The organism is Paracoccus alcaliphilus, from assembly GCF_028553725.1.
GTDB lineage: Bacteria > Pseudomonadota > Alphaproteobacteria > Rhodobacterales > Rhodobacteraceae > Paracoccus > Paracoccus alcaliphilus.
In genome coordinates this window covers 2,721,982-2,744,528 of sequence record NZ_CP067124.1, presented here as the reverse complement: position 1 = coordinate 2,744,528, position 22,547 = coordinate 2,721,982, and the positions used below count along the sequence as shown (strand labels likewise).

Below are 22,547 nucleotides of genomic sequence, written 5' to 3'. Positions count from 1 at the left end.
CGCGATCAGATTAGGATCGGGGGCCAAAGCCGTCAAGCGCGGGGGTGCCGCGTGAAAATACTTGAGATTTTAATGATTACCGTGCCGTTCGGCGTGTTTTGACAGACGTCGGTCAAAAAATGATTGACGTCTGTCAAATATCCCCAATGCTGGATGTCGGAGGAGAATCGGGGATGCGGATACCAACGCTGCATGATGTGGCGCGGGCGGCTGGCGTAAGCTATTCGACTGCGGACCGCGTGCTGAACGAACGTGGCGGCGTGGCTGACAAGTCGGTCCGGCGCGTTTTGCAGGCCATCGAGGATCTGGGCTATAAGCGCGACATCCATGCGGCGAACCTGTCGCGGCGGCGCAATTACCGTTTCCGCTTCTATCTTCCGCAGGGCGATCACGGCTTTTTCTCGGTTCTGCGGCAGGCGCTGGAGGATGAGAGGGACCGCCGCGCCGCCGAACGTGTGGTGATCTCGCTGCGGCAGGTGCCTGTGCTGGACGCCGCGACGCTGGCCGGGGAATTGCGGCAGATCGAGGCTGACGACTGCGATTGCGTGGCCATCGTCGGCGTCGATTCCGATGATCTCAACGATGCCGTGGCACGGCTGGCGGGGATGGGCATTCCGGTGGTGACGCTGGTTTCGGACACCGCGGCCGAGGCGCGCCGGATCTATGTCGGCATCAACAATATCGTGGCCGGACGGACTGCGGGCAGGCTGCTGCGGTTGGCCCATAATCGCGGCGCGGGGCGCATCCTGCCGGTGCTGGGATCGCTTGGCGTGCGCGACCATCGCGACCGGCTGGAGGGCGTGACCGAAGTGCTGAGGGGTGCGCAACTAACCCTGCTGCCGCCGATCGAGGTGCAGGACCGGCCCGAACTGATGCTGTCCCGGCTGGGCCGGGCGCTGACGCAGGATGCGGCGATCTCGGGCATCTATTCCATCGGGGCGGGCAACCGGGCGCTGATCGATCTGCTGCGGCAGGCGGGTGGGGCGCGTCCCTTTGTCGTGCTGCACGACCTGACCCCGCATACCAGCGCCGCGCTGGAGGCCGATCTGATCGATGTGGTGATCGACCAGAAACCCGCCGAGGAAATCGCCCGCGCGCTGGACGCCATGCGGGCCATCGCCGACGGGGTCGAGCCGCCGCCCACCGACATCACACCAACCATTTTCCTGAAAGACAACCTGCCCGGCGCCGCCGGGAACGGAGAGATTGCATGAGCGGATATTTCGGACCCGTCCAACCCCTTGCCTATGATCCCGATGCCGAAGGCCCGGCCTTGCGCCATTACGACCGCGACGAGGTGGTGATGGGCAAGCGGATGGAGGATCATCTGCGCTTTGCCGTCGCCTATTGGCACAGTTTCGGCTGGGAAGGTGGCGACCCCTTCGGCGGGCGCACCTTCGACCGCCCATGGTTTCCCGCCGACACGATGGAACTGGCCGAAGCCCGCGCCGAAGCCGCTTTCGACTTCTTCCGCATCCTCGGCGCGCCGTTCTTCTGCTTTCACGACCATGACGTGCGCCCCGAAGGCGGCAGCCTGACGGAAAGCCGCGACCGGCTGAACCGCATCGCCGACATATTCGAGGCAAAGATGGCCGAGGGCGGGCCGCGCCTGTTGTGGGGCACCGCCAACCTGTTCAGCAACCGCCGCTATATGGCCGGGGCCGCGACCAATCCTGACCCCGATGTCTTTGCCTATGCCGCCGCCACCGTGCGCGACTGCATCGACGTGACCCATCGGCTGGGCGGTCAGAACTATGTCCTCTGGGGCGGGCGCGAGGGCTATGAGACGCTGCTGAACACCGATCTGGGGCAGGAACTGGACCATATGGGCCGCTTCCTGTCGCTGGTGGTCGATTACAAGCACAAGATCGGCTTCAAGGGCACCATCCTGATCGAGCCGAAGCCACAGGAACCGACCAAGCATCAATATGATTACGACGTGGCGACGGTGTACGGTTTCCTGCGCCGCTATGGTCTGGAAAACGAGGTGAAGCTGAATATCGAGCAGGGCCACGCGATCCTTGCCGGTCACAGCTTTGAACACGAACTGGCGCTGGCGCGGGAACTGGGCATCCTCGGCTCCATCGACATGAACCGCAACGATTACCAGTCCGGCTGGGATACCGACCAGTTCCCGAACAACGTGCCGGAAACCGCGCTGGCCTATTACGAGATCCTCAAGGCGGGCGGCTTTACCACCGGCGGCACCAATTTCGACAGCAAGCTGCGCCGCCAGTCGCTGGAGCCCGAGGATCTGGTGATGGCCCATGCCGGCGCGATGGATGTCTGCGCGCGCGGGCTGAAGGCGGCGGCGAAGATGCTGGAAGATGACCGGCTCGAGGCCGCCCGCCGCGACCGTTACGCCGGCTGGAACCACCCCGAGGCGCAGGCCATGCTGGCCGAGGGCGCCACGCTGGAAGGCATTGCCGACCGGGCGGTGGCGGACGGGCTGGACCCGCAGCCGGTATCGGGGCGGCAGGAAATTCTGGAAAATCTGGTCAACCGCTATGTCTGAGGGGGGAACGGGATGAAAACCATCAAGGGACCGGCGCTGTTTCTGGCGCAATTCGCCGGCGACGAGGCGCCGTTCAATTCATGGGACAGCATCACGAAATGGGCCGCTGATTGCGGCTATCGGGGGGTGCAGGTGCCCAGTTGGGACGGACGGCTGATCGACCTGGCCCGCGCCGCCGACAGCCGCGATTACTGCGACGAATTCAAGGGCGTTGCGGCAGAGAACGGCGTCGAGGTGACCGAGCTGTCAACCCATCTGCAAGGCCAGCTTGTCGCCGTCCATCCCGCCTATGACGAGGCGTTCGAGGGCTTCACCGTGCCGGACATGCGCGGCAATCCCCGCGCGCGGCAGGAATGGGCGGTCGATCAGGTCCGCAAGGCGCTGACCGCCAGCCGCCATATGGGCCTGACCGCGATGGCCAGCTTTTCCGGCGCGCTGGCATGGCCCTTCGTCTATCCCTGGCCGCAGCGTCCGGCGGGGCTGGTCGAGGCCGCCTTCGACGAACTGGCCCGCCGCTGGACCCCGCTTCTTGATCATGCCGAGGAATGCGGCGTCGATATCTGCTATGAGATCCATCCGGGCGAGGATCTGCACGACGGCGACAGCTATGAGATGTTTCTGGAACGCACCGGCAATCACGCCCGCGCCAACATGCTGTATGATCCGTCGCATTATGTCCTGCAATGCCTTGATTATCTGGATAATATCGACATCTATCGCGACCGGATCCGGATGTTCCACGTCAAGGATGCCGAGTTCAACCCGACAGGGCGCAAGGGCGTCTATGGCGGGTTCCAGCCCTGGGTGAACCGGGCGGGGCGGTTCCGCAGCCTTGGTGACGGGCAGGTGGATTTCGGCGCGGTCTTTGCCAAAATGACCGCCAATGACTTCGACGGCTGGGCGGTGGTCGAATGGGAATGCTGCCTGAAGCACCCCGAGGACGGCGCCCGCGAAGGCGCGGAATTCGTGCGGCAGCATATCATCCGGGTGACCGAAAGGGCCTTTGACGATTTCGCGGATGGCGGCACCGATGATGCCGCGAACCGCCGTATGCTGGGGATTTCGTGATGGCGCGTATCAGGCTGGGCATGGTCGGCGGCGGCAAGGATGCCTTTATCGGCGCGGTCCACCGCATCGCCGCCCGTATCGACGGAGAGTTCGAGCTGGTGGCCGGGGCGCTGTCCTCGACCCCGGAAAAATCGCGCGACAGCGGCGAGGCATTGGGGCTGGACCCGGCTCGCTGCTATGGCTCGTTCGAGGAGATGGCCGAGGTTGAATCCGAGCGCCCCGACGGGATCGAAGCCGTGGCCATCGTTACGCCCAACCACGTTCACGGACCCGCGGCGGCGGCGTTTCTGAAACGCCGCATCCATGTGATCTGCGACAAGCCTCTGACCGCGACCATGGCACAGACCGAGGCACTGGCGGCCGCGATCAAGGCATCCGATGCGCTGTTCATCCTGACGCATAACTATACCGGCTATCCGATGATCCGGCAGGCGCGGGACATGATCGCATCCGGCGATCTGGGTGGGATCCGGGTGGTGCAGGTCGAATATCCGCAGGACTGGCTGACCGAGGCCGCCGAGACGACCGGCACCAACAAGCAGGCCGAATGGCGCACCGATCCGGAACGCTCGGGCGCGGGCGGCTCTGTCGGGGATATCGGCAGCCATGCCCATAACCTTGCCTGTTTCGTGACCGGGCTGGCGGTCGAAAAACTGTCCGCCGATCTGCAATCCTTTGTTCCGGGGCGGCGGGTCGATGACAACGCCCATATCCTGCTGCGGTTTCAGGGTGGCGCGCGCGGGATGCTGTGGTGTTCGCAGGTCGCGCCGGGCTGCGAGAACGGCCTGCGGCTGCGTGTCTTTGGCGAAAAGGGCGGGCTGGAATGGGCGCAGGAGGATCCGAACTATCTGTGGTTCACGCCCTTCGGCGAACCCAAGCGCCTGCTGACCCGGCGCGGCGCGGGCGCGAATGACGCCGCGAATGCTGTCAGCCGCACCCCCGGCGGGCACCCCGAGGGCTATCTCGAGGGCTTCGCCAATATCTATGCCGGGGCTGCGCAGGCGATCCGGGCGGCACAGGCGGGGCAGCGCGATCCGGTTCTGGATCTGCTGCCGGGGCTGGAGGCCGGGCTGGCGGGCATGCGCTTCATCGACGCCTGCGTGCGTTCATCGGCGCAGGATGCCGCATGGGTGACCTTGTGACCGAGGTTCTGGCCCTTCGCGACGTCAGCCGCAGTTTCGGCCCGATCGAGGTGTTGCATGGCGTCGATATCGCCCTGCGCCCCGGTCGGGTCCATGCGCTGATCGGCGAGAATGGCGCCGGAAAATCCACCATGATGAAGATCCTTGCCGGCTATCAGCCGCCCACATCGGGCGATGTGCTGCTGGACGGGGCGCAGGTCGGCTTTGCCTCGATGGGCGAGGCCGAGGCGCGCGGCATCTCGATGATTCATCAGGAGTTCAATCTGGCCGAACAGCTGACGGTCGAGCAGAACATCTTTCTGGGCCGCGAAATGAAGCGCGGCCTGCTGCTGGACAAACCGGCGATGCGGGCCAGAACCCGCGAATTGCTGGCGCGGCTGGAATGTCGCGTATCCCCCGATCGGGTGGTGTCCAGCCTGTCCAATTCCGACAAGCAGATGGTCGAGATCGCCAAGGCGCTGCTGCGCGACACCCGCGTGCTGATCATGGACGAACCGACCGCCGTGCTGACCCGCAGCGAAACCGCGATCCTGCTGCGGCAGGTCCGGGCGCTGCGCGAGGCGGGAACGGCGGTGCTGTTCACCTCTCACAAGCTGGAGGAGGTCGAAGAGATCGCCGACGATCTGACCATCATGCGCGACGGGCGCGTGGTCTGGACCGGTGCCGCCGACCGGATGAATCAGCACGGCATGGCGACGGCGATGGTCGGGCGCGAAATGTCCGATCTGTTCCCCGACAAGACGGGCCAGCCGGGCGATATGGCGCTGGAGGTCAGCGGGCTGTCGGTGCCGGGCCATTCGCGGGATGTCAGCTTTACCCTGCGCCGGGGCGAGGTTCTGGGCGTGGCCGGGCTGATCGGCTCGGGCCGGACCGAGACGTTCGAGGGGCTTTGCGGGCTGCGCCCTGCGACCGGAGAGGTGAGGATATTCGGCCAGCCGGTCCGCATCGACCATCCTTGGCAGGCGCAGGCGCGCGGCATGTGTTACCTGACCGAGGATCGCAAGACCCGCGGCCTGCTGCTGACCAAGGGCATGCGAGAGAACCTGACCCTTCAGGCGCTGGCGAAATTCGACCGCGGGCTGATCGACCGCCGAGCCGAGGAAGCCGCGCTGGATCAGGCCATCGCCGATTTCGGCATTCGCGGCCATCGCGGCGCGCTGGTCGGCAACCTGTCGGGCGGCAACCAGCAGAAACTGTTGTTCGCCAAGACATTGCTGGCCGATCCTCAAATCATCATCATCGACGAACCGACGCGCGGCATCGATATCGGCACCAAGCAGCAGATGTATGACTTCATCCGCCGCCTTGCCGCCGAGGGCCGCGCCATCGTCGTCATCTCATCCGAAATGCAGGAGGTGATCGGGCTGGCCGACCGGATTCTGGTCATGCGCCACGGCCGCATCACCGGAGAGCTGGGCGCAGACGCCACCGAGGACGCCATCGTCCGGCTGGCCATGGGCGTCGCCCCCCTCAGCCCCGAACAGGAGACCGCCCAATGACCGCCGCCAAGGCCCCCTTCCGCCTTCGAATGACCGTGATCGGGCCGATACTGGCGCTGATCGTTCTGTTCATCATCGGGGCGCTGCTCAACCCCAACTTTCTGGGCTGGAGCAACCTTTCGAACGTGCTGGCCCGCTCGGCCTTCATCGGCATCATCGCGGTGGGCATGACCTTCGTGATCACTGCCGGAGGGCTGGATCTGTCGGTCGGCTCGATGGCGGCCTTCATCGCCGGGCTGATGATTCTGGTGATGAACACGGCGCTGCCCGGCATGGGCGTGGGCATCGGCATCGTGCTGCTGGGCATGGCGGTGGCGCTGTTCGCCGGGCTGGTGGCGGGGCTGCTGAACGGGTTGCTGATCACAAGGCTGGGGATCGAACCCTTCATCGTCACGCTGGGGTCGATGGGCATCTATCGCAGCCTTGTCACATGGCTGGCCGATGGCGGCACGCTGTCGCTGGATTTCAGCCTGCGCAGTTTCTATCAGCCGGTCTATTACGGCGGGCTGTTCGGGATCAGTTGGCCGATCATCGTCTTTGCCGTGGTCGTCATCATCGGGGAAATCATCATGCGTGGCACCGCCTTCGGGCGGCATTGCGCGGCCATCGGCTCGAACGAGCAGGTGGCGAAATATTCCTCGGTCCGCGTGGCGCGGGTGCGGCTGATCACCTATGCCGCGCTGGGGCTGCTGGTGGGGGTGGCGACGATCATGTACGTGCCGCGCCTCGGCTCGGCCTCATCCGCGACCGGCATGTTGTGGGAACTGGAGGCGATCGCCGCCGTCATCATCGGCGGCACGGTGCTGAAGGGCGGTTTCGGCCGCGTGTGGGGCACGGTGATCGGCGTGCTGATCCTGTCGCTGATCGGCAACCTGCTGAACCTGACCGACTTCGTATCGCCCTATCTGAACGGTGCCATTCAGGGGGCCATCATCATTCTCGCTGTCGTCTTGCAGCGCGAAGGCAAAGCCGGATCGTGAATCCGGCATTTCATGGGAGGAAGAGATGAAACATTTCGTATCGGGCCTTGCACTGGCCGCGGCGCTTGCCATGCCCGCCATGGCGCAGGACGGCGACACCAAGGTGATCGGCGTGTCGATCCCGGCGGCGACGCATGGCTGGGCGGGCGGCATGAACTATTTCGCGCAGGCGGCGGTCGAGCGGCTGGAGGAAACCTATCCGCAGCTTGATTTCGTGCTGGCCACCGCGTCCGATCCGGCCAAGCAGGTCAATGACATCGAGGACATGGTCGCCACCCGCAATATCGACGCGCTGGTGGTGCTGCCCTTCGAATCCGAGCCGCTGACCGGCCCGGTCCAGAACGTCAAGGCATCCGGTGCATGGGTCACGGTCGTTGATCGCGGCCTGTCGGTCGAGGGGATTCAGGATCTGTATGTGGCGGGCGATAATCCCGGTTTCGGGCGTGTCGCGGGCGAATACATGGCCGAGGCGCTGCCCGATGGCGGCAAGGTCGTGGTGCTGCGCGGCATCCCGACCACCATCGACAATGAACGGGTCGAGGGCTTTCAGGCCGCTGTCGAAGGTTCGGGGATCGAGATCCTGGGCATGGAACACGGCAACTGGAACCGCGATCAGGCCTTTACCGTCATGCAGGATTTCCTGTCGAAATTCCCTGAAATCGACGCGGTCTGGGCCTCGGACGATGATATGGCGGTCGGCGTGCTGGCCGCCATCGAGGCCGCCGGGCGCGAGGATGTCCAGTTCGTGCTGGGCGGTGCCGGCATGAAAGAGATGATCCAGCGCACGATGGAGGGCGACGCAATGGTGCCCGCCAACGTGACCTATCCGCCCGCCATGATCGCCACCGCGATCGAGGTGACGGCGGCGGGGCTGGTCTCCGGCGCGCCGGTTTCGGGCGAATTCATCATCGGCTCGGTACTGGTCACGCCCGAGAATGCGGAAACCTTCTACTATCCCGACAGCCCGTTCTGATGCGGCTGCGCTGGTCCGGCCACGCCTGCCGGGCCAGCGTTACAGGCTGGTCACAGACTGGTCCATGTCTGTTCCACCACCGCCTCCATCGCGACATAGCTGGAGGTGGAATGGACATGGGGCAGGGCTGACAGTTTCTCGGCCATGATGCGGCGATAATCGGCCATGTCGCGTGACCGCACCTTCAGCAGATAATCGAACCCGCCGGCGATCATGTAGCATTCCTCGATTTCCGGGATGTTGCGCACTGCCTGATTGAACTGTTCCAGCGCGCGGTGGCGGGTGTCGGACAGCCGCATCTCGACATAGGTGACATGGGTCAGGCCCAGCCGCAGCGGTGACAGGATCGCGCGATAGCCGGTGATCAGGCCGATCTCCTCAAGCTGGCGCATACGGGCGGCGACCGGCGTCTTGGACAGTCCGACTTTGCGCGCCAGTTCGGTGATCGGAATGCGGGCATTGGTCACCAGCTCGTTCAGGATCTTCAGATCCGTTGCGTCCAGATGCGGGGTGTCAGGCGTCGTCATGATCTGAAATTCAGCGTGATAATGTTCGGTTCGTCTGGGATGATGGCATTTTATAGTCACATCGTCCATGTGCTCTTTGATATTCTGGGGCCGTGCAACCAGAAAGCGCCGCCGATGAACCCGATGCCCTTTTCCGACCTTGGATCCGACGCCAAATTCGCGCCCGAAGCGGCGCTGATCGACCAGCTTGTCGCGCAGGCGGCCTTGTCGCCCGATGCGCGGGCCAGGATCTCGGACCGCGCCGCCGATCTGGTGCGCCGCATCCGCAAAGAGGCCCGCCCGTCGCTGATGGAGAATTTTCTGGCCGAATACGGGCTGTCCACCCGCGAGGGCGTGGCGCTGATGTGTCTGGCCGAGGCGATGCTGCGCGTCCCCGACCGCGCCACCATCGACGAACTGATCGAGGACAAGATCGCGCCCTCGGACTGGGGTCGCCATCTGGGCGAGGCGTCCTCGCCCATGGTCAACGCCTCGACCTGGGCGCTGATGCTGACCGGCAAGGTGCTGGAGGACGCGCGTCCGGGGCTGGCCGGAACCCTGCGCGGCGCCATCCGCCGTTTGGGAGAGCCGGTGATCCGCACCGCCGTCACCCGCGCCATGCGCGAAATGGGCCGTCAGTTCGTGCTGGGCCAGACCATCGACGCGGCACTTGACCGCGCCCGGGTGCGCGAGGCGCAGGGCTTTACCTACAGCTATGACATGCTGGGCGAGGCCGCGATGACCGCCGCCGATGCCACCCGCTATGCCGAGGATTACGCCCGCGCCATCGCCGCCATCGCGCGTGCCTGCACGAACGGGTCGGTCGAGACCAATCCCGGCATCTCGATCAAGCTGTCGGCGCTGCATCCGCGCTATGAGGTCGCGCAGCAGGATCGGGTGCTGCGTGAACTGGTACCGGTGGTCACACGGCTGGCGCGTCAGGCCCGGGCGGCGGGGATGGGGCTGAATATCGACGCCGAGGAACAGGACCGGCTGGTGCTGTCGATGGCGGTGATCGAGGCTGTGCTGTCCGATCCCGAACTGGCCGGATGGGACGGTTTCGGGGTTGTGGTGCAGGCCTATGGCAAGCGCGCGGGGGCGATGATCGACTGGCTGCATGCGCTGGCCAGCCGCCTTAACCGGCGCATCATGGTGCGGCTGGTCAAGGGTGCCTATTGGGACACCGAGATGAAGCGCGCGCAGGTCGAGGGATTCGCGGATTTCCCGCTGTTTACCTCGAAGGTCGCGACCGATGTCAGCTATGTCGCCCATGCGCGCAAGCTGATCGGCTATGCCGACCGCATCTATCCGCAATTCGCCACCCATAACGCCCATTCCGTCGCCGCGATTCTGGAACTGGCCGAGGGGGTTCCCTTCGAATTCCAGCGCCTGCACGGGATGGGAGAGCGACTGCACGACATCGTTCTGCGCGAAACCGGGGGGCGCTGCCGCATTTATGCGCCGGTGGGGGCGCATCGCGACCTGCTGGCCTATCTGGTGCGCAGGCTGCTGGAAAACGGCGCGAATTCGTCATTCGTGCATCAGATCGTGGATGAGGCCGTCGCGCCCGAAACCATCGCCGCCGATCCCTTCGCCACCGTGGCGACCGCCGCAGCCCCCGCCGGACTGGCCGCACCAGCCGCGATCTTTGGCAAGGGGCGGGTCAATTCGCGCGGTTTCGATCTGTCCGACGCCCAGACGCTGGCCCGGATCGAAGCGGCCATGACCGACCCGCTGCCCGACGCCGCGCCGCTGTCCATGACAGCGGCCACCGGAACGACCCGCCCGGTCGTGAACCCGGCCAGCGGCGCGGTCGTGGCGCAGGTGACCGAGGCCGATGATGCGACCGTCGCCCGCGCCATTGCGGACGCCCGCATATGGCAGGCCCCGGCACCGGATCGCGCCCGCGTGCTGCGCCGTGCTGCCGATCTCTATGAGGAAAACTTCGGCCCGCTTTTTGCGGCCATGCGGCACGAGGCGGGGAAGATCCTGCCCGATATCGTGGGCGAGCTGCGCGAGGCGGTGGATTTCCTGCGCTATTATGCCGCCGAGGGCGCGTCCGTCCCGGCGGCCCCGCGCGGACCCATCGTTGCGATCAGCCCGTGGAATTTTCCGCTGGCGATCTTTACCGGCCAGATCGCCGCCGCGCTGATGGCGGGCAATGCGGTGCTGGCCAAACCGGCCGAGCAGACGCCGCTGGTCGCCGCCATCGCCGTGCGGCTGCTGCATCAGGCGGGGGTGCCGGCGTCCGCACTGCAATTGCTGCCAGGTGACGGGGCCACGGTGGGGGCGGCGCTGACCCGTGATCCGCGCGTGCGCGGCGTGGTCTTTACCGGCTCGACCGAGACCGCGCGGCTGATTGCGCGCAGCATGGCCGATCATCTGGCCCCCGGCACGCCGCTGATTGCCGAGACCGGCGGGCTGAATGCGATGATCGTCGATTCGACCGCGTTGCCCGAACAGGCGGTGCGCGATATCGTCGCCGGGGCGTTCCGCTCGGCCGGGCAAAGATGTTCGGCGCTGCGCTGCCTTTATGTCCAGCAGGATATCGCGCCGCATCTGATCGCGATGATCAAGGGCGCGATGGATCAGCTTTCGGTGGGCGATCCCGCCTTGCTGTCCACCGATGTCGGCCCGCTGATCGACGCCGAGGCGCGGCAGGGTATCGCGGATTATCTGGCGCAGGTTCAGGGGCAGGTGCTGCACCAGCTGGCCACGCCGGAAACGGGACATTTCATCGCCCCCACGCTGATCGGCATCAACGGCATCGCAGAGATGCAGCGCGAGATTTTCGGCCCGGTGCTGCATGTCGCGACCTATCGCGCCGACGGGCTGGACCGGGTGATTGCGGACATCAATGCGCGCGGCTTCGGGCTGACCTTCGGGCTGCACAGCCGGATCGATTCGCGCGTCCAGCACATCACGCAGCAGGTTCATGCGGGCAATCTCTATGTGAACCGCAACCAGATTGGCGCGGTGGTGGGCAGCCAGCCCTTCGGGGGCGAGGGTTTGTCGGGTACCGGACCCAAGGCGGGCGGGCCGCTTTATCTGCCGCGTTTCTTCGCCAGCCCCGCGCCACAGGCGGGTGAATGGGATGGCCCCGCCGATCTGCCCCCGCTGCCGCCGGTGCCGCAGGCCGAGCTGTCGCATCGCCTGATGCCCGGCCCGACGGGAGAGCTGAACCGGCTGGGCCTGTCACCGCGCGGCCCGGTTCTGTGCCTGGGTCCGGGGCGCGCCGCCGCCGCGCGTCAGGCGCAGGCGGTCACGGCCCTTGGCGGTGTGGCGGTGGCGGCGGGCGGTCTGATCGCGCCCGAGGCGCTGTCACGGGCGCAGGGTCTGGCCGCCGCGATCTGGTGGGGCGATGCGCAGACGGGCCGGGCCTATGCGCAGGCTTTGGCAGGGCGGGACGGGCCGCTGTTGCCGCTGATCGGCGGTATGCCCGACGCGGCACATGTGCTGCATGAACGTCACCTTTGCGTGGATACCACGGCGGCGGGCGGCAATGCGGCGCTGATGGCGGGGTGACCCGCCATCACGGCCTACAGCGCGATTCCGTTGCGCCCGGCCAGATCGGTAAAGAACTGCCACGCCACCCGGCCCGAACGCCCGCCGCGCGTGGCCTGCCACTCGATCGCCTCGGCGCGCAGTTCCTCGGGATCGACGGTCAGGTCATACGCGGCGCAATAGCCCTGGATCATCGCCAGATATTCGTCCTGCGAACAGGGATGGAAGCCCAGCCACAGCCCGAAACGGTCCGACAGCGAAACCTTTTCCTCGACAGACTCGCCCGGATGGATCGCCGATGAGCGTTCATTGTCGATCATGTCGCGCGGCATCAGGTGACGCCGGTTCGAGGTGGCGTAAAGGATCACGTTCGAGGGTCGCCCGCTGATCCCGCCATCCAGCACCGCCTTCAGCGACTTGTATTGCGTATCGTCATGGCTGAAGGACAGATCGTCCGAGAACAACAGGAAACGATGATCCTTGGCCCGGCCAAGGATGCTCAGCAGGCGATCCACGGAATCCAGATCGTCGCGGGCGATCTCGACCAGCACCAGCGGCAGGTCCTGCGCCACGGCCTCGGCATGAACGGCCTTGACCAGCGAGGATTTCCCCATCCCCCGCGCGCCCCACAACAGCGCGTTATTGGCGCCGTAACCGCGCGCGAATTGCAGGGTATTGGCCAGCAGGATTTCCTTGGCGCGCTCGATCCCGATCAATTGCACCAGATCGACGCGGGCCACGGTTTCCACCGGCTCCAGCCGGTCGGGATCGGGCTGCCAGATATAGGCCGAAGCCTCGGTAAAGCTGGGGGCCGGGGCAGGCGGCGGTGCCAGCCGCTCCAGCGCGTCGGCGATGCGGTCCAGGGCGTTATCGGCCAGCGGGTCGCGGGCGGGGGTGCTGTCGAAGGTCATTTCGCGGCCTCGTTGGTTTCCTCGTCCTCATCCTCGACCCACAGGCCCTGCGCGCGCAATTCAGCCTCGCGACGCTTCTCGATCCGCCGGACAAGCTGGATCGAGACCTCGTAAAGCGCAAAGATCACCACGAACAGCACGATCTGCGAGATGACATCGGGTGGTGTGGCGACGGCGGCCAGAATCAGGATACCGACGACGGCATAGCGCCGCACCGAAGCCAGCCCGGCCGATGACACCAACCCCGCCTTGCCCAGCAGCGTCAGTGCGACCGGCAACTGGAAGGACAGACCGAAGGCCAGCAGGAACTTGATCGTCAGATTCAGGTATTCCTGCATCGAGCCCTGAAAGGCGATGCCCGCGACATTTCCGGTCGTCGTGACCTCGTCCGCGGTGGCCACGACCGGGGCCTGCTGGAAGCCGAGAAAGAAGTCATAGGCCATCGGCAGGATGACGTAATAGGCGAAGGCCGAGCCGATCAGGAACATCACCGGCGACGCCAGCAGGAACGGCAGAAAGGCCGCCTTTTCCGAGCGATACAGCCCCGGCGCCACAAAACGCCACAATTGATAGCCGATCACCGGAAAGGCCAGCACGAAGCCGCCGAAGAACGAGATGTTGATGGCGGTGAAAAAGCCTTCCTGCAACTTGATGATCTGCAACTGACAGTTCTGGCCGCGTGTTTCCAGCGCGTGACAGATCGGTTCGGTCAGGAAGTTGTAGATCGGTTTCCAGACGGTATAGCACAGCACCATCGCCACGATGAAGGCCAGCACCGACCAGATGAGGCGGCTGCGCAATTCGGCCAGATGTTCGATCAGCGGGGCGGAACTGTCGTCAAGCTGGTCTTCGGGAACGGTGTTCTTGGCCAAGTCAGCTGTCTTTCATGTCCGAACGCCGCACCGCGTGAAGCCGTCGCCGGGGCGCACCCCGCACATTATCAGCCCCTGCGCTGTCGGGTTTGGTCCCGGTCGGAGCGGTGGGTGCCGGAGCGGCAGGTGCCGGGGCAGCGGGCGCCGGAGAAGCGGAGGCGGATGCGGCGGGGCCGGGCATCGGGCTGCCCGAACCGGGCATGGGCGCACCGGGGGCAGGGGCCGCGGGGTCGCGTTTCGCGCTGCTGCCCTTGCCGGGCAGGGCGGGGTCCCATTTCTCGAACCGGTCGGCGGCGCGGTCCAGCGCATCCAGCCCCAGCGATTTCTTTGAGGTCAGCGATTTCAGGTCGCGCAGCGAATTGGTGGCCTCGTCGATGCCGGATTCGCGCGTCGCATCCTCCATCGCCGAGGAGAATTCCCGCGCCATATGGCGGGCCTTTGCGGTGAAACGGCCAAGTGCACGGAACAGATGCGGCAGGTCCTTGGGGCCCACCACGATCAATGCAACGACGCCGATCAGCAGAAGCTCGCTCCAGCCGATGTCAAACATGGCCGCGCCTTTCGCCGGTCAGCTGCGGTCGGTCGGATGCGGCGTCACGTCACGCGCCTTTTCACCCGGCACGTCGCGGTTCACGTCGCGCGGCTCTTCGCCGGCGCTTTCGATTTCCTTGGTGCCATCATTCACGCCTTTCTTGAAGGCGGTGATTCCCTTGCCCACTTCGCCCATCAGCGAGGACACCTTGCCCCTGCCAAAAAGCACGAGCACGACGACCGCGATCAGAAGCAGACCGGGAAGGCCGATATTGTTCAGCATCTAAGAAGCTCCCTTGCTGGGACGGTCCAGCCGCCCGCGCATGATATTTAGGGCTTCGGCAGGGGGAATGCAAAGCGCTATTATGTGATGGACGGGCGGTTTCGTCGCGGGTGGCCCGCATGGACGGGCACGCGACAATGCCTTGGCAGGGGCGCGCGGGCAGGTGATAAGGCGATATGGACATTGCGGTCTATATCACTGCCTTCGTGACGCTGTTCGTGGTCATCGACCCGGTCGGGCTGGTGCCGATATTCGTGGCGCTGACGCCGGGCATGGACGCCGCGCAGCGCCGCCGCATCGGCTTTCGCGCCGTGGTCATCGCCGGCATCCTGCTGATGTTGTTCGGTATTGCCGGAGAGGCGATCCTGTCGGCAATCGGCATCTCTCTGCCCGCCTTCCGTATCGCGGGGGGTGTGCTGCTGTTCCTGACCGCGCTGGACATGCTGTTCGAGCGCCGCACCGAACGGCGCGAGGGGCAGGGCGGCGATGCCGACGATCCTTCGGTCTTTCCGCTGGCCATGCCGATGCTGGCCGGACCGGGTGCGCTGGCGACGATGATCCTGCTGTCGGGGCAGCAGGATGGCTGGCTGCATCTGGTGATGATCAATCTGGTCATGCTGCTGGTTCTGGTCATCGTGGTGGCGCTGTTTCATGTGTCCTCGCGGCTGGCCAATGCGCTGGGACGCACCGGCACGATGGTGATGACGCGGCTGTTCGGGATGCTGCTGGCGGCGCTGTCGGTGCAGTTCATCATCGATGGGCTGAAGGGATCGGGGCTGGTGTGATGCTGGGGCAGGACTGGGCGCAACTGGGCTATTACATCCTGCTGCTGGTGGTGATCGGCGGGGCGATGCTGTTCGAGCTGGCCGGGCGCGGCGGTCGTGCCCTGCGCCAGATCGTGCTGTGGGTGGTGATCTTTACCGGAGCGATCTTTGCCGCGAATCTGTGGCTGGACTGGTCCGAACCGCAGCAGCAGGTGCTGGAGGGCGGGCGGGTCGAGATCCCGATTTCCCGCGACGGCCATTTTCATCTGACCGCGACGCTGAACGGGCAACAGGTCCGCATGGTGGTGGATACCGGGGCCTCGACCGTGGCGCTCAGCCGCGAGGATGCGGCCCGCATCGGCATCGACACCGGCCAGATCGCCTTTGTCGGTACTGCCATGACCGCGAATGGCCGGGTGCGCACCGCGCCGGTCAGGATCAACGAGTTCGCCATCGGCGATATCGTGGACCGCGATGTGCCCGCGATGGTGATCGAGGGGGGCATGCCGGGCTCGCTTCTGGGCATGTCCTATCTGCGCCGTTTCGCCCGCGTGGGCTTCGAGGGCGATCTGCTGGTGCTGGAGCGCTGAGGCGGCAGCAGGTTCCCGCCGAAATGCCACTTTGTGCCGGATCCCGCCCGCGATCTGCGATTTTGGTCGGGTGCCTCGAAAAACCCCGTTTCATTTCAGTTTCTTGCGCAGACCGGGCAGTTCAGCTATGCCCGGTCACATCCGATCACGAAGTGAAAGGGTGCGCGGGCGATGGCCGGTTTGCGCCCCGTGGGGCGGCATCCGATCCATCCGAAGGCGCTGATTCGGCACGGTTTCGCTGTGGGTATCATCATGGGGTGGTGGCGCAGAAAGGCGGGCTTTAGGTCTGGTGGCAAGCGGGCGCCGTGCCGTCCGTGGGACGATCAAACGACTGAGGAGTCAGACTATGATCCGCAAGTTTTCCCTTCTGGCCGTGCTGGCCGTGTGTGCAACGCCGGTTCTGGCGCAGGGCGAGGTCGAAGCCCCGCTGGAGGCACCGGCCGAAGCACCCGCCGAGGCCCCGGCCGCACCGCAGCAGGCCGATCCTGCCGCCGCCTATGAGGCTGCGCGCAACCAGCTGGGCATCCTGAAATTCTGTAACGCCCAAGGCTTCAGCGGCGAAGAGGCCATCGCCGTGCAGGAGCGCATGATCGGCATGATCCCGGCGGGCGATGCCGCTGCGGGCGACGCAGCCGAGGCCAAGGGCACCGAAGGCGTCGTCTCGGCGATGGGCGCCGAGGTCTCGCTGGCCGATGCCGCCGAACAGCAGGGCACCACCGCCGAGGCCCAGTGCCAGCAGATCGAGTCGCTGGTCAACGAACTGGCAACCCAGCTGCCGGCGGAATGATCGCGCCACAGGCCGATATCGGCTGACAATAGGAACGGGCCGGTCCAGCACCGGTCCGTTTTTTCATGAGCTGTGCCCGCGCCGGAAGGGTTGGACAGAACCGGTCCTGACAAGCGCAAAGCGGCTGGTCTATCCTGCCGCACGAATCGCATCCGCAGTCCGTCAGGCCCCTTCTGCATGATCCCAGCCGCCCTTTCCCCGCTTGTTGGTATGTTCCGGCATCTGCTCGGCTCGCTTTGTGGAACGGGAATGGTGCTGGGAACGCTGTTTCTGGCGGCCTCGCTGACGCCCAGTCTGGTGCCGCGCAGCGATGTCATGCAGGGCACGCTGGCGGGGATGTGCCTTGGCGCGGGTTACGGGCTGGGCGCGGGGCTGGCGATGACATGGCGCTATATGCGGCTGCCGTTCCTGCCCGAACGGGTCAGGCCCGCCTTCAACGTCGTGCTGACCATCTTCTGTCTGGCGGTGGTGCTGACCTTTCTGTCGCAGGTGCCGGACTGGCAGAACTCGATCCGCCTGCCGATGGGGATGGAGCCGGTGGACAGCGCCCATCCGGTGCGCCTGTTCCTGCTGGCGCTGACGGTGTTTGTGGCGCTGCTGCTGCTGGCGCGGCTGTTCGTGCTGTCCACCCGTTACCTGTCGGGCCGGGCGCATCGGATCGTGCCGCGCCGCATCGCCAATGTCGTGGGCGTGGTGCTGGCGGCCCTGATCTTCTGGACGCTGGCCAATGGTGTGCTGTTCCGGTCGGTTCTCTATGTTCTGGACGGATCCTATCGCGAATATGACGCGCTGATGGTGCCGGACCAGCCCCGCCCCGAGGATCCGCAGGTGACCGGCAGCATGGAATCGCTGATCGCCTGGGAGATGCTGGGCCGCGCCGGTCGTGAATTCATCGCCAACGCCCCCGGTGCCGCGCGGATCGGGGCGCTGTCCGGCAGGCCCGCCATGCGTCCGATCCGGGTTTATGCCGGGCTGCCCGCCGGGGCCGATGCCGAAGAGCGCGCGCAATTGGCGCTGGCCGAGTTGATCCGGCAGGGCGGGTTCGACCGCTCGGTGCTGGTGGTGGTGACGCCAACCGGCACCGGCTGGGTCGATCCGGCATCGCTGGATACGCTGGAGATCCTGCATGGCGGCGATGTGGCCAGCGTGGCGCAGCAATACAGCTATCTGACCAGCCCGCTGTCGCTGATCGTCGAGCCGGAATACGGAGCCGAGGCGACCACGGCGCTGTTCAACGCCATCTATGGTCACTGGCGCAGCCTGCCCGCGGATGAGCGTCCGCGCTTCTATCTGCACGGGTTGAGCCTTGGGGCGATGAATTCGGAACGTCTGGTCGAGCTGTCGGGGATCCTGCCCGATCCCATCGACGGCGCCTTGTGGAGCGGGCCGCCCTTTGAAAGCCGTCTGTGGCGCGCCATCACCGATGCCCGCCAGCCCGGATCGCCCGCATGGCTGCCACGTTACGGCGACGATTCGCTGGTGCGCTTTGCCAATCAGGACGGGCTGACCGCGCCGGATGATGCGCTGTGGGGGCGGATGCGGATCGTCTATCTGCAATATGCCAGCGATCCGATCGTTTTCTTCGATCCGCGCGATTTCTATCGCCCGCCCGCATGGCTGTCCGATCCGCGCGGCCCCGATGTCTCGGCCGAGCTGCGCTGGTATCCGGTGGTGACGATGCTGCAACTGGCGCTGGACATGGCGGTCGGAACCGGCACGCCGATGGGTTACGGCCATGTCTATGCGCCCGAACATTATCTGGACGCCTGGCTGGCCGTCACCCGTCCGCCCGGCTGGAGCACCGACGCGCTGGAGCGTCTGCGCGAAAGGCTGGCGGGCGAGGCGGCACAGGAATCGGATCGTCGTGGCGGTTAGGCCGGCCTATTCCAGATCGGTCAGCCGGTTCAGCGCGCCGCCCAGCCCCATCTGGTGATCGAACCGCCCCGAGGACAGGAAGGTCAGCACCTGCGCGATGACAATGGGGTTGTTCATCATGAATGTATGGGTCACCGGCAGCACGATATGGTCGGCCATCCCCTCCAGCCGGGTGCTTTCGACCGAGACCTTGCCGTCATTCGGCCCCTCGAAGCTGAGCGACAGGATCAGGTTGACGGTGCGGTCGCCGGCGATGATGCCCAACTCGTAATCGGCGGGGGGCAGGCGGTTGGGAACGCTGGCCGCATCGGTGCCCAGCTGTAACCCGGCAGGCCCGTTGACAAAGCGGAACAGCGCCAGATCGCCGAACACATCCACCACGTCCGAGCCGTGATTGGGCGGGGCCAGCATCACCACCCGGCCCATCCGCTCGGGCCGGTGTTCCATCAGCCATGCCCGCAGCAGGATGCCGCCCATCGAATGGGTGACGAAATCCACCCGCCCCGGGCCGCATTGCCCCACGGCGCGATCGACGTAACCCAGCAACTGCTCGATCGGCAGATCGGTCGAGGGATAGGTATCGCTGACCACCTGATAACCGGCCTCTTCCAGCGCGGTTTCCATCAGCATCATCGAGGCATCGCTGCGCGCCAGCCCGTGCAGCAGCACCGCGCAGTCGCGGTCGGGCGCATGGGCCGGTGCCACGCCCGGCAACAGCATCGCGATCAGCAATCCGATTCCCAGACCGGGCTTCAAACTGGTCCGCAGCATCGACGCCTCCTTCTCGATGGGGCCATCTGGGCCAGCCGGCGTGGCTGCGTCAAGTCACGCTCGGGTCAGGGTTCCCCGAGGGGCAGGCGAATCCCGTGGCATTTTCCCCGTAATCTGCGAAACAGCGGTTTTGGCAGGGAATAACCCGCCGCCTGTTCCGTTCTGATCCTGAACGCTGCGCAAAGGAGAAAGCGATGCCCCCCGCCGCGACCCATGCTTTCAGGACCGAGCTTGTGGCGCTGTTGCCCCGGCTGCGTCGTTTCGCGCTCAGCCTGACCGGCAACCCGCAGGACGGCGACGATCTGGTGCAGGCGGCCTGCGAAAAGGCGCTGCGCAATGCGGCCCAGTTCACACCGGGCACGCGGATGGACAGCTGGATGTATCGCATCGTCCAGACGCTGTGGATCGACGACCGCCGCCGCAACCGCACCCGTGGCACCACCATCGCCCCCGAGGATGCCAACCTGTCGGATGGCGGGCGCGGCGCGAACCTGCCCGAGGACCGGATGATGCTGGGCAAGGTGCGCGACGCGATGCAGACCCTGCCTGAACCGCAGCGGGCGGTGCTGTCGCTGGTCGCGATCGAGGGGCTCAGCTACAAGGATGCGGCCGAGGTGCTGGACATCCCCCTTGGCACCGTCATGAGCCGCCTTTCCCGCGCCCGAGAGGCGCTGCTGCCGCAACTGGGCCTTAGCCAGGGACGCCGCCAATGACACAGGAAACCGCTATGGACAAGGAATTGCTGGCCGCCTTCGCCGATGGCGATCTGTCGCCCGAAGAGGCTGCGCGCGTCGTCATGCATCTGGCCGACCATCCCGAGGATCAGGCCTGGGTCGATGATCTGATGGCCGCGAATGTGGCGCTGGTGCAGGCCTTTTCCGCGCCGATGAGCGAACCGGTGCCGGACCGCCTGCGCGATCTGGTGATGCCGCGCGAGGATGCCCCGCAGCCCGCGCAGGGGGGCAGGGTGGTTGCCTTCCGTCCGCGTCGCGCCCCGGTCTGGGCCGGGATCGGTGCCGCGCTGGCCGCCGTCTTTGTAGGCGCGCTGGTGCTGATGCCGTCGGCCCCGGTTGACCGGACGCTCAGCGCGGGGGCGGTCGCGCCCGACAGTGAGCTGCGCCGCGTGCTGGACAGCCAGCCCTCGGGCCAGCGGGTCGATTTTGGCGGGGCCGATCTGACGGTGCTGGCCACGCTGCCCGCGCTTGGCGGTTTCTGCCGCGAGGTCGAATTGCTGAACCGCGATTCCGGCTGGGTGCAGGTCGCGCTGGCCTGCCGGAACGATCGCGGCTGGAACGTGGATGTCGCCATGTCCGAAACCCTGATCCCGGTGATCGAGGGCCGGGATTTCCTGCCCGCCAGCGGCAAGGAATCGGTTCTGCTGGACTACTGGCTGGAGCGGCGCGGGGCAGGGATGACCCTGACCCCGGCAGAGGAAGCCGCCGCCATCGCCGCAGGCTGGTCGCGCTAGGGCGCGGCCCTGCCGATCACCCCTCGCGGCATAACTCGTCGGCCATCAGCAGACCGTGGCCGTAAACCTCGTCACGGCCTTCGGCACCCAGATCGCGCGTCGCCTCGGACAGGCGGCGCGCGATGTCCTGGGCGGTCAGTTCGGGATCGCGCGACAGCAGCATCGCGGCGGCGGCGGTGACATAGGGGGTCGCGAAGGACGTGCCGGTCTTGGTGCGGGCCCCGCTGATCGAGGTCGCCAGCAGCAGCCCGACACCCGGCGCGGCGATGTCGATATGCGCACCCCGCTGCGCATCGCGATAGATCCGCCCGCGCCCGTCCACCGCCGTCACCGCGATCACCCCGTCATAACCCGCCGGATAGGCCGTGGGCGCCGCCGGTCCGTCATTGCCCGCCGCCGCGATCAGCACCATGCCGCGATCCTGAACCAGCCGGCTGACGGCATTTTCCAGCACGGTATTCGCCGGGCCGGTCAGCGACAGGTTCACGACCCGGATGTCGCGCTGATCCATCGCGTCCAGCCCGCGCAGCAGCGCGGACAGATCGGCGCGTTCATCCTGTCCGGCCAGCGAAAAAATATCGGCCACCACCAGTTCCGCCTCGGGGACCAGCCCGCTGACCCGCGATCCGGGCGTTCCCGCCAGCAGCGACAGAACCGCCGTGCCGTGGATCTTGGCGGAAGGGTTGTCCTCGGTCCCCAGATGCGTCAGCTCGATCCGGGCGCCCTCCAGCAGTTCATGTTCGGTATTCACGCCGGTATCGACGACGCCGATGGGCTGGCCGATCGGGCAGGACTGCCGCCGCTGATCCTGATCGGGCCAGCCGACCAGCCGGTAAGAGGCGCAATTGGCATGGGTGCATTCCACCGCCCCGCCCGGCGGCGCGGCGGCGGTCGTGACCGACTGATCGGTGCGGTAATAATGGTTCAGGTCCGCATTGCCGCCACTGGGCAACTGCCGGACCCGGTCGCGCGCGGCGTCGAGGCTTTGACCCGAGGGCGCGGACAGCCGGTGCAGCGTGGACGAGATCGAGCCGAGCGGCAGGGTCTCGATCACGCCGAAACCCTCGTCCAGCAGCAGTTGCAGATCGGATTCGCCCAGATCGGTCACCACCAGCTCGGGCGCGTTGGCGGGCGGGGGCGGCACGGGCGCGGGCGCGCGGGCGGGCGCGGCGCGGCGCTGGACCTGCGGGATGCGCAGCCTCAGGCGCGGACCGTCATCGTCGTCATCATCATCGTCGTCGTCATCGCCCGCCCACGCTGCCTGCTGCCAGCCGCCGGGACCGGGGAACGGATCGGGCAGGCCGGTCAGGATCGTGGCCCCCGCAAGAAGGGCCATCAGGCAAAGGCGATGGGTCGTGGACATGAATGCAAACCTTGTATCAGTGAAAACCGGCGGGGCCTTGACCAGAACGCGCGCGCCGCCAGTTTATTCCGCCCGCCGCGCCAGTGTCGATCCTTGGGCCATCCGCGCGCGCGCCAGCGGCAGAACCCGGCTTGAGGGTGGCGCG

Annotated in this window: 21 protein-coding genes; 14 read left to right on the top strand and 7 right to left on the bottom strand. The window is 66.1% G+C overall.

The window, feature by feature from the left end:
• Positions 1-173 precede the first annotated feature (173 nt).
• From JHW40_RS14240 to JHW40_RS14210, 7 genes are read left to right on the top strand one after another with little or no spacing between them, the layout of a single operon-like run.
• Positions 174-1,214, top strand: coding sequence for a LacI family DNA-binding transcriptional regulator (locus JHW40_RS14240; RefSeq protein WP_090611347.1), 1,041 nt, complete (start codon positions 174-176; stop codon positions 1,212-1,214).
• Positions 1,211-2,515: a xylose isomerase gene (gene xylA / locus JHW40_RS14235; protein WP_090611220.1), complete on the top strand. Its 1,305-nt coding sequence runs from the start codon at positions 1,211-1,213 to the stop codon at positions 2,513-2,515. Before JHW40_RS14240 ends, xylA begins: the two co-directional genes overlap by 4 nt.
• Before the next feature lie 12 nt (positions 2,516-2,527).
• A complete protein-coding gene (locus JHW40_RS14230) occupies positions 2,528-3,583 on the top strand; it encodes a sugar phosphate isomerase/epimerase family protein (protein ID WP_090611221.1) in 1,056 nt (351 codons plus the stop codon).
• On the top strand, positions 3,583-4,725 hold the full coding sequence (locus tag JHW40_RS14225) for a Gfo/Idh/MocA family protein (protein WP_211657253.1): 1,143 nt from the start codon (positions 3,583-3,585) through the stop codon (positions 4,723-4,725). Before JHW40_RS14230 ends, JHW40_RS14225 begins: the two co-directional genes overlap by 1 nt.
• Entirely contained in the window at positions 4,710-6,224 is a 1,515-nt protein-coding gene (locus JHW40_RS14220; protein WP_090611222.1) for a sugar ABC transporter ATP-binding protein, read from the top strand. Before JHW40_RS14225 ends, JHW40_RS14220 begins: the two co-directional genes overlap by 16 nt.
• Positions 6,221-7,204, top strand: coding sequence for an ABC transporter permease (locus JHW40_RS14215; protein ID WP_090611223.1), 984 nt, complete (start codon positions 6,221-6,223; stop codon positions 7,202-7,204). Before JHW40_RS14220 ends, JHW40_RS14215 begins: the two co-directional genes overlap by 4 nt.
• Before the next feature lie 25 nt (positions 7,205-7,229).
• The gene (locus JHW40_RS14210; RefSeq protein ID WP_090611224.1) at positions 7,230-8,177 is read left to right on the top strand and encodes an ABC transporter substrate-binding protein; all 948 of its coding nucleotides are present in this window, start codon (positions 7,230-7,232) and stop codon (positions 8,175-8,177) included.
• 50 nt (positions 8,178-8,227) lie between these two features.
• On the opposite strand, the gene JHW40_RS14205 is transcribed toward JHW40_RS14210, so the two are convergent.
• A complete protein-coding gene (locus JHW40_RS14205) occupies positions 8,228-8,704 on the bottom strand; it encodes an Lrp/AsnC family transcriptional regulator (RefSeq protein ID WP_090611349.1) in 477 nt (158 codons plus the stop codon).
• Between the two features lie 114 nt (positions 8,705-8,818).
• Between JHW40_RS14205 and putA the strand changes: the two genes are divergently transcribed.
• Entirely contained in the window at positions 8,819-12,208 is a 3,390-nt protein-coding gene (gene putA, locus JHW40_RS14200; RefSeq protein ID WP_244519141.1) for a bifunctional proline dehydrogenase/L-glutamate gamma-semialdehyde dehydrogenase PutA, read from the top strand.
• 14 nt (positions 12,209-12,222) lie between these two features.
• Here the strand turns inward: putA and JHW40_RS14195 are convergent, their stop codons facing one another.
• The 4 genes from JHW40_RS14195 to JHW40_RS14180 are packed head-to-tail and all read right to left on the bottom strand — an operon-like array spanning position 12,223 to position 14,784.
• Entirely contained in the window at positions 12,223-13,098 is an 876-nt protein-coding gene (locus JHW40_RS14195) for an ATP-binding protein (RefSeq protein WP_419182446.1), read from the bottom strand.
• A complete protein-coding gene (gene tatC / locus JHW40_RS14190; protein WP_090611225.1) occupies positions 13,095-13,970 on the bottom strand; it encodes a twin-arginine translocase subunit TatC in 876 nt (291 codons plus the stop codon). The genes JHW40_RS14195 and tatC overlap by 4 nt, the downstream gene beginning before the upstream one ends.
• Before the next feature lies 1 nt (position 13,971).
• Positions 13,972-14,520 (bottom strand): Sec-independent protein translocase protein TatB, encoded by a 549-nt coding sequence (gene tatB, locus JHW40_RS14185; protein ID WP_090611226.1) that lies wholly within the window; start codon positions 14,518-14,520, stop codon positions 13,972-13,974.
• Positions 14,521-14,538: 18 nt separating this feature from the next.
• Positions 14,539-14,784, bottom strand: a complete 246-nt coding sequence (locus JHW40_RS14180; RefSeq protein WP_090611227.1) for a twin-arginine translocase TatA/TatE family subunit — start codon at positions 14,782-14,784, stop codon at positions 14,539-14,541.
• Positions 14,785-14,960: 176 nt separating this feature from the next.
• Here JHW40_RS14180 and JHW40_RS14175 point away from each other — a divergent pair, with 176 nt between their 5' ends.
• The 4 genes from JHW40_RS14175 to JHW40_RS14160 all read left to right on the top strand — a co-directional run bounded on the left by JHW40_RS14175 (position 14,961) and on the right by JHW40_RS14160 (position 18,800).
• The gene (locus tag JHW40_RS14175; RefSeq protein ID WP_090611228.1) at positions 14,961-15,569 is read left to right on the top strand and encodes a MarC family protein; all 609 of its coding nucleotides are present in this window, start codon (positions 14,961-14,963) and stop codon (positions 15,567-15,569) included.
• Positions 15,569-16,138, top strand: coding sequence for a retropepsin-like aspartic protease family protein (locus JHW40_RS14170; protein ID WP_090611229.1), 570 nt, complete (start codon positions 15,569-15,571; stop codon positions 16,136-16,138). The genes JHW40_RS14175 and JHW40_RS14170 overlap by 1 nt, the downstream gene beginning before the upstream one ends.
• 346 nt (positions 16,139-16,484) lie before the next feature.
• Complete coding sequence (locus JHW40_RS14165; protein ID WP_090611230.1) at positions 16,485-16,925, top strand: pore-forming ESAT-6 family protein; 441 nt, start codon at positions 16,485-16,487, stop codon at positions 16,923-16,925.
• Between the two features lie 249 nt (positions 16,926-17,174).
• Positions 17,175-18,800: an alpha/beta hydrolase gene (locus JHW40_RS14160; RefSeq protein ID WP_211657255.1), complete on the top strand. Its 1,626-nt coding sequence runs from the start codon at positions 17,175-17,177 to the stop codon at positions 18,798-18,800.
• 6 nt (positions 18,801-18,806) lie between these two features.
• On the opposite strand, the gene JHW40_RS14155 is transcribed toward JHW40_RS14160, so the two are convergent.
• On the bottom strand, positions 18,807-19,571 hold the full coding sequence (locus JHW40_RS14155; RefSeq protein WP_419182445.1) for an esterase/lipase family protein: 765 nt from the start codon (positions 19,569-19,571) through the stop codon (positions 18,807-18,809).
• Positions 19,572-19,765: 194 nt separating this feature from the next.
• Here JHW40_RS14155 and JHW40_RS14150 point away from each other — a divergent pair, with 194 nt between their 5' ends.
• The gene (locus JHW40_RS14150) at positions 19,766-20,284 is read left to right on the top strand and encodes an RNA polymerase sigma factor (protein ID WP_090611232.1); all 519 of its coding nucleotides are present in this window, start codon (positions 19,766-19,768) and stop codon (positions 20,282-20,284) included.
• Positions 20,281-21,039 (top strand): anti-sigma factor family protein, encoded by a 759-nt coding sequence (locus tag JHW40_RS14145; protein ID WP_090611233.1) that lies wholly within the window; start codon positions 20,281-20,283, stop codon positions 21,037-21,039. Before JHW40_RS14150 ends, JHW40_RS14145 begins: the two co-directional genes overlap by 4 nt.
• A gap of 16 nt (positions 21,040-21,055) precedes the next feature.
• Here the strand turns inward: JHW40_RS14145 and JHW40_RS14140 are convergent, their stop codons facing one another.
• Positions 21,056-22,402 (bottom strand): S8 family serine peptidase, encoded by a 1,347-nt coding sequence (locus JHW40_RS14140; RefSeq protein WP_090611234.1) that lies wholly within the window; start codon positions 22,400-22,402, stop codon positions 21,056-21,058.
• Positions 22,403-22,547 lie beyond the last annotated feature (145 nt).

Bases quoted from the DNA above. Each gene is read 5' to 3' on its own strand.
- JHW40_RS14240 (WP_090611347.1), top strand. From the start codon at position 174: ATGCGGATACCAACGCTGCATGATGTGGCGCGGGCGGCTGGCGTAAGC.
- xylA (WP_090611220.1), top strand. From the start codon at position 1,211: ATGAGCGGATATTTCGGACCCGTCCAACCCCTTGCCTATGATCCCGAT.
- JHW40_RS14230 (WP_090611221.1), top strand. From the start codon at position 2,528: ATGAAAACCATCAAGGGACCGGCGCTGTTTCTGGCGCAATTCGCCGGC.
- JHW40_RS14225 (WP_211657253.1), top strand. From the start codon at position 3,583: ATGGCGCGTATCAGGCTGGGCATGGTCGGCGGCGGCAAGGATGCCTTT.
- JHW40_RS14220 (WP_090611222.1), top strand. From the start codon at position 4,710: ATGGGTGACCTTGTGACCGAGGTTCTGGCCCTTCGCGACGTCAGCCGC.
- JHW40_RS14215 (WP_090611223.1), top strand. From the start codon at position 6,221: ATGACCGCCGCCAAGGCCCCCTTCCGCCTTCGAATGACCGTGATCGGG.
- JHW40_RS14210 (WP_090611224.1), top strand. From the start codon at position 7,230: ATGAAACATTTCGTATCGGGCCTTGCACTGGCCGCGGCGCTTGCCATG.
- JHW40_RS14205 (WP_090611349.1), bottom strand. From the start codon at position 8,704: ATGACGACGCCTGACACCCCGCATCTGGACGCAACGGATCTGAAGATC.
- putA (WP_244519141.1), top strand. From the start codon at position 8,819: ATGAACCCGATGCCCTTTTCCGACCTTGGATCCGACGCCAAATTCGCG.
- JHW40_RS14195 (WP_419182446.1), bottom strand. From the start codon at position 13,098: ATGACCTTCGACAGCACCCCCGCCCGCGACCCGCTGGCCGATAACGCC.
- tatB (WP_090611226.1), bottom strand. From the start codon at position 14,520: ATGTTTGACATCGGCTGGAGCGAGCTTCTGCTGATCGGCGTCGTTGCA.
- JHW40_RS14180 (WP_090611227.1), bottom strand. From the start codon at position 14,784: ATGCTGAACAATATCGGCCTTCCCGGTCTGCTTCTGATCGCGGTCGTC.
- JHW40_RS14175 (WP_090611228.1), top strand. From the start codon at position 14,961: ATGGACATTGCGGTCTATATCACTGCCTTCGTGACGCTGTTCGTGGTC.
- JHW40_RS14170 (WP_090611229.1), top strand. From the start codon at position 15,569: ATGCTGGGGCAGGACTGGGCGCAACTGGGCTATTACATCCTGCTGCTG.
- JHW40_RS14165 (WP_090611230.1), top strand. From the start codon at position 16,485: ATGATCCGCAAGTTTTCCCTTCTGGCCGTGCTGGCCGTGTGTGCAACG.
- JHW40_RS14160 (WP_211657255.1), top strand. From the start codon at position 17,175: ATGGTGCTGGGAACGCTGTTTCTGGCGGCCTCGCTGACGCCCAGTCTG.
- JHW40_RS14155 (WP_419182445.1), bottom strand. From the start codon at position 19,571: ATGCTGCGGACCAGTTTGAAGCCCGGTCTGGGAATCGGATTGCTGATC.
- JHW40_RS14150 (WP_090611232.1), top strand. From the start codon at position 19,766: ATGCCCCCCGCCGCGACCCATGCTTTCAGGACCGAGCTTGTGGCGCTG.
- JHW40_RS14145 (WP_090611233.1), top strand. From the start codon at position 20,281: ATGACACAGGAAACCGCTATGGACAAGGAATTGCTGGCCGCCTTCGCC.
- JHW40_RS14140 (WP_090611234.1), bottom strand. From the start codon at position 22,402: ATGTCCACGACCCATCGCCTTTGCCTGATGGCCCTTCTTGCGGGGGCC.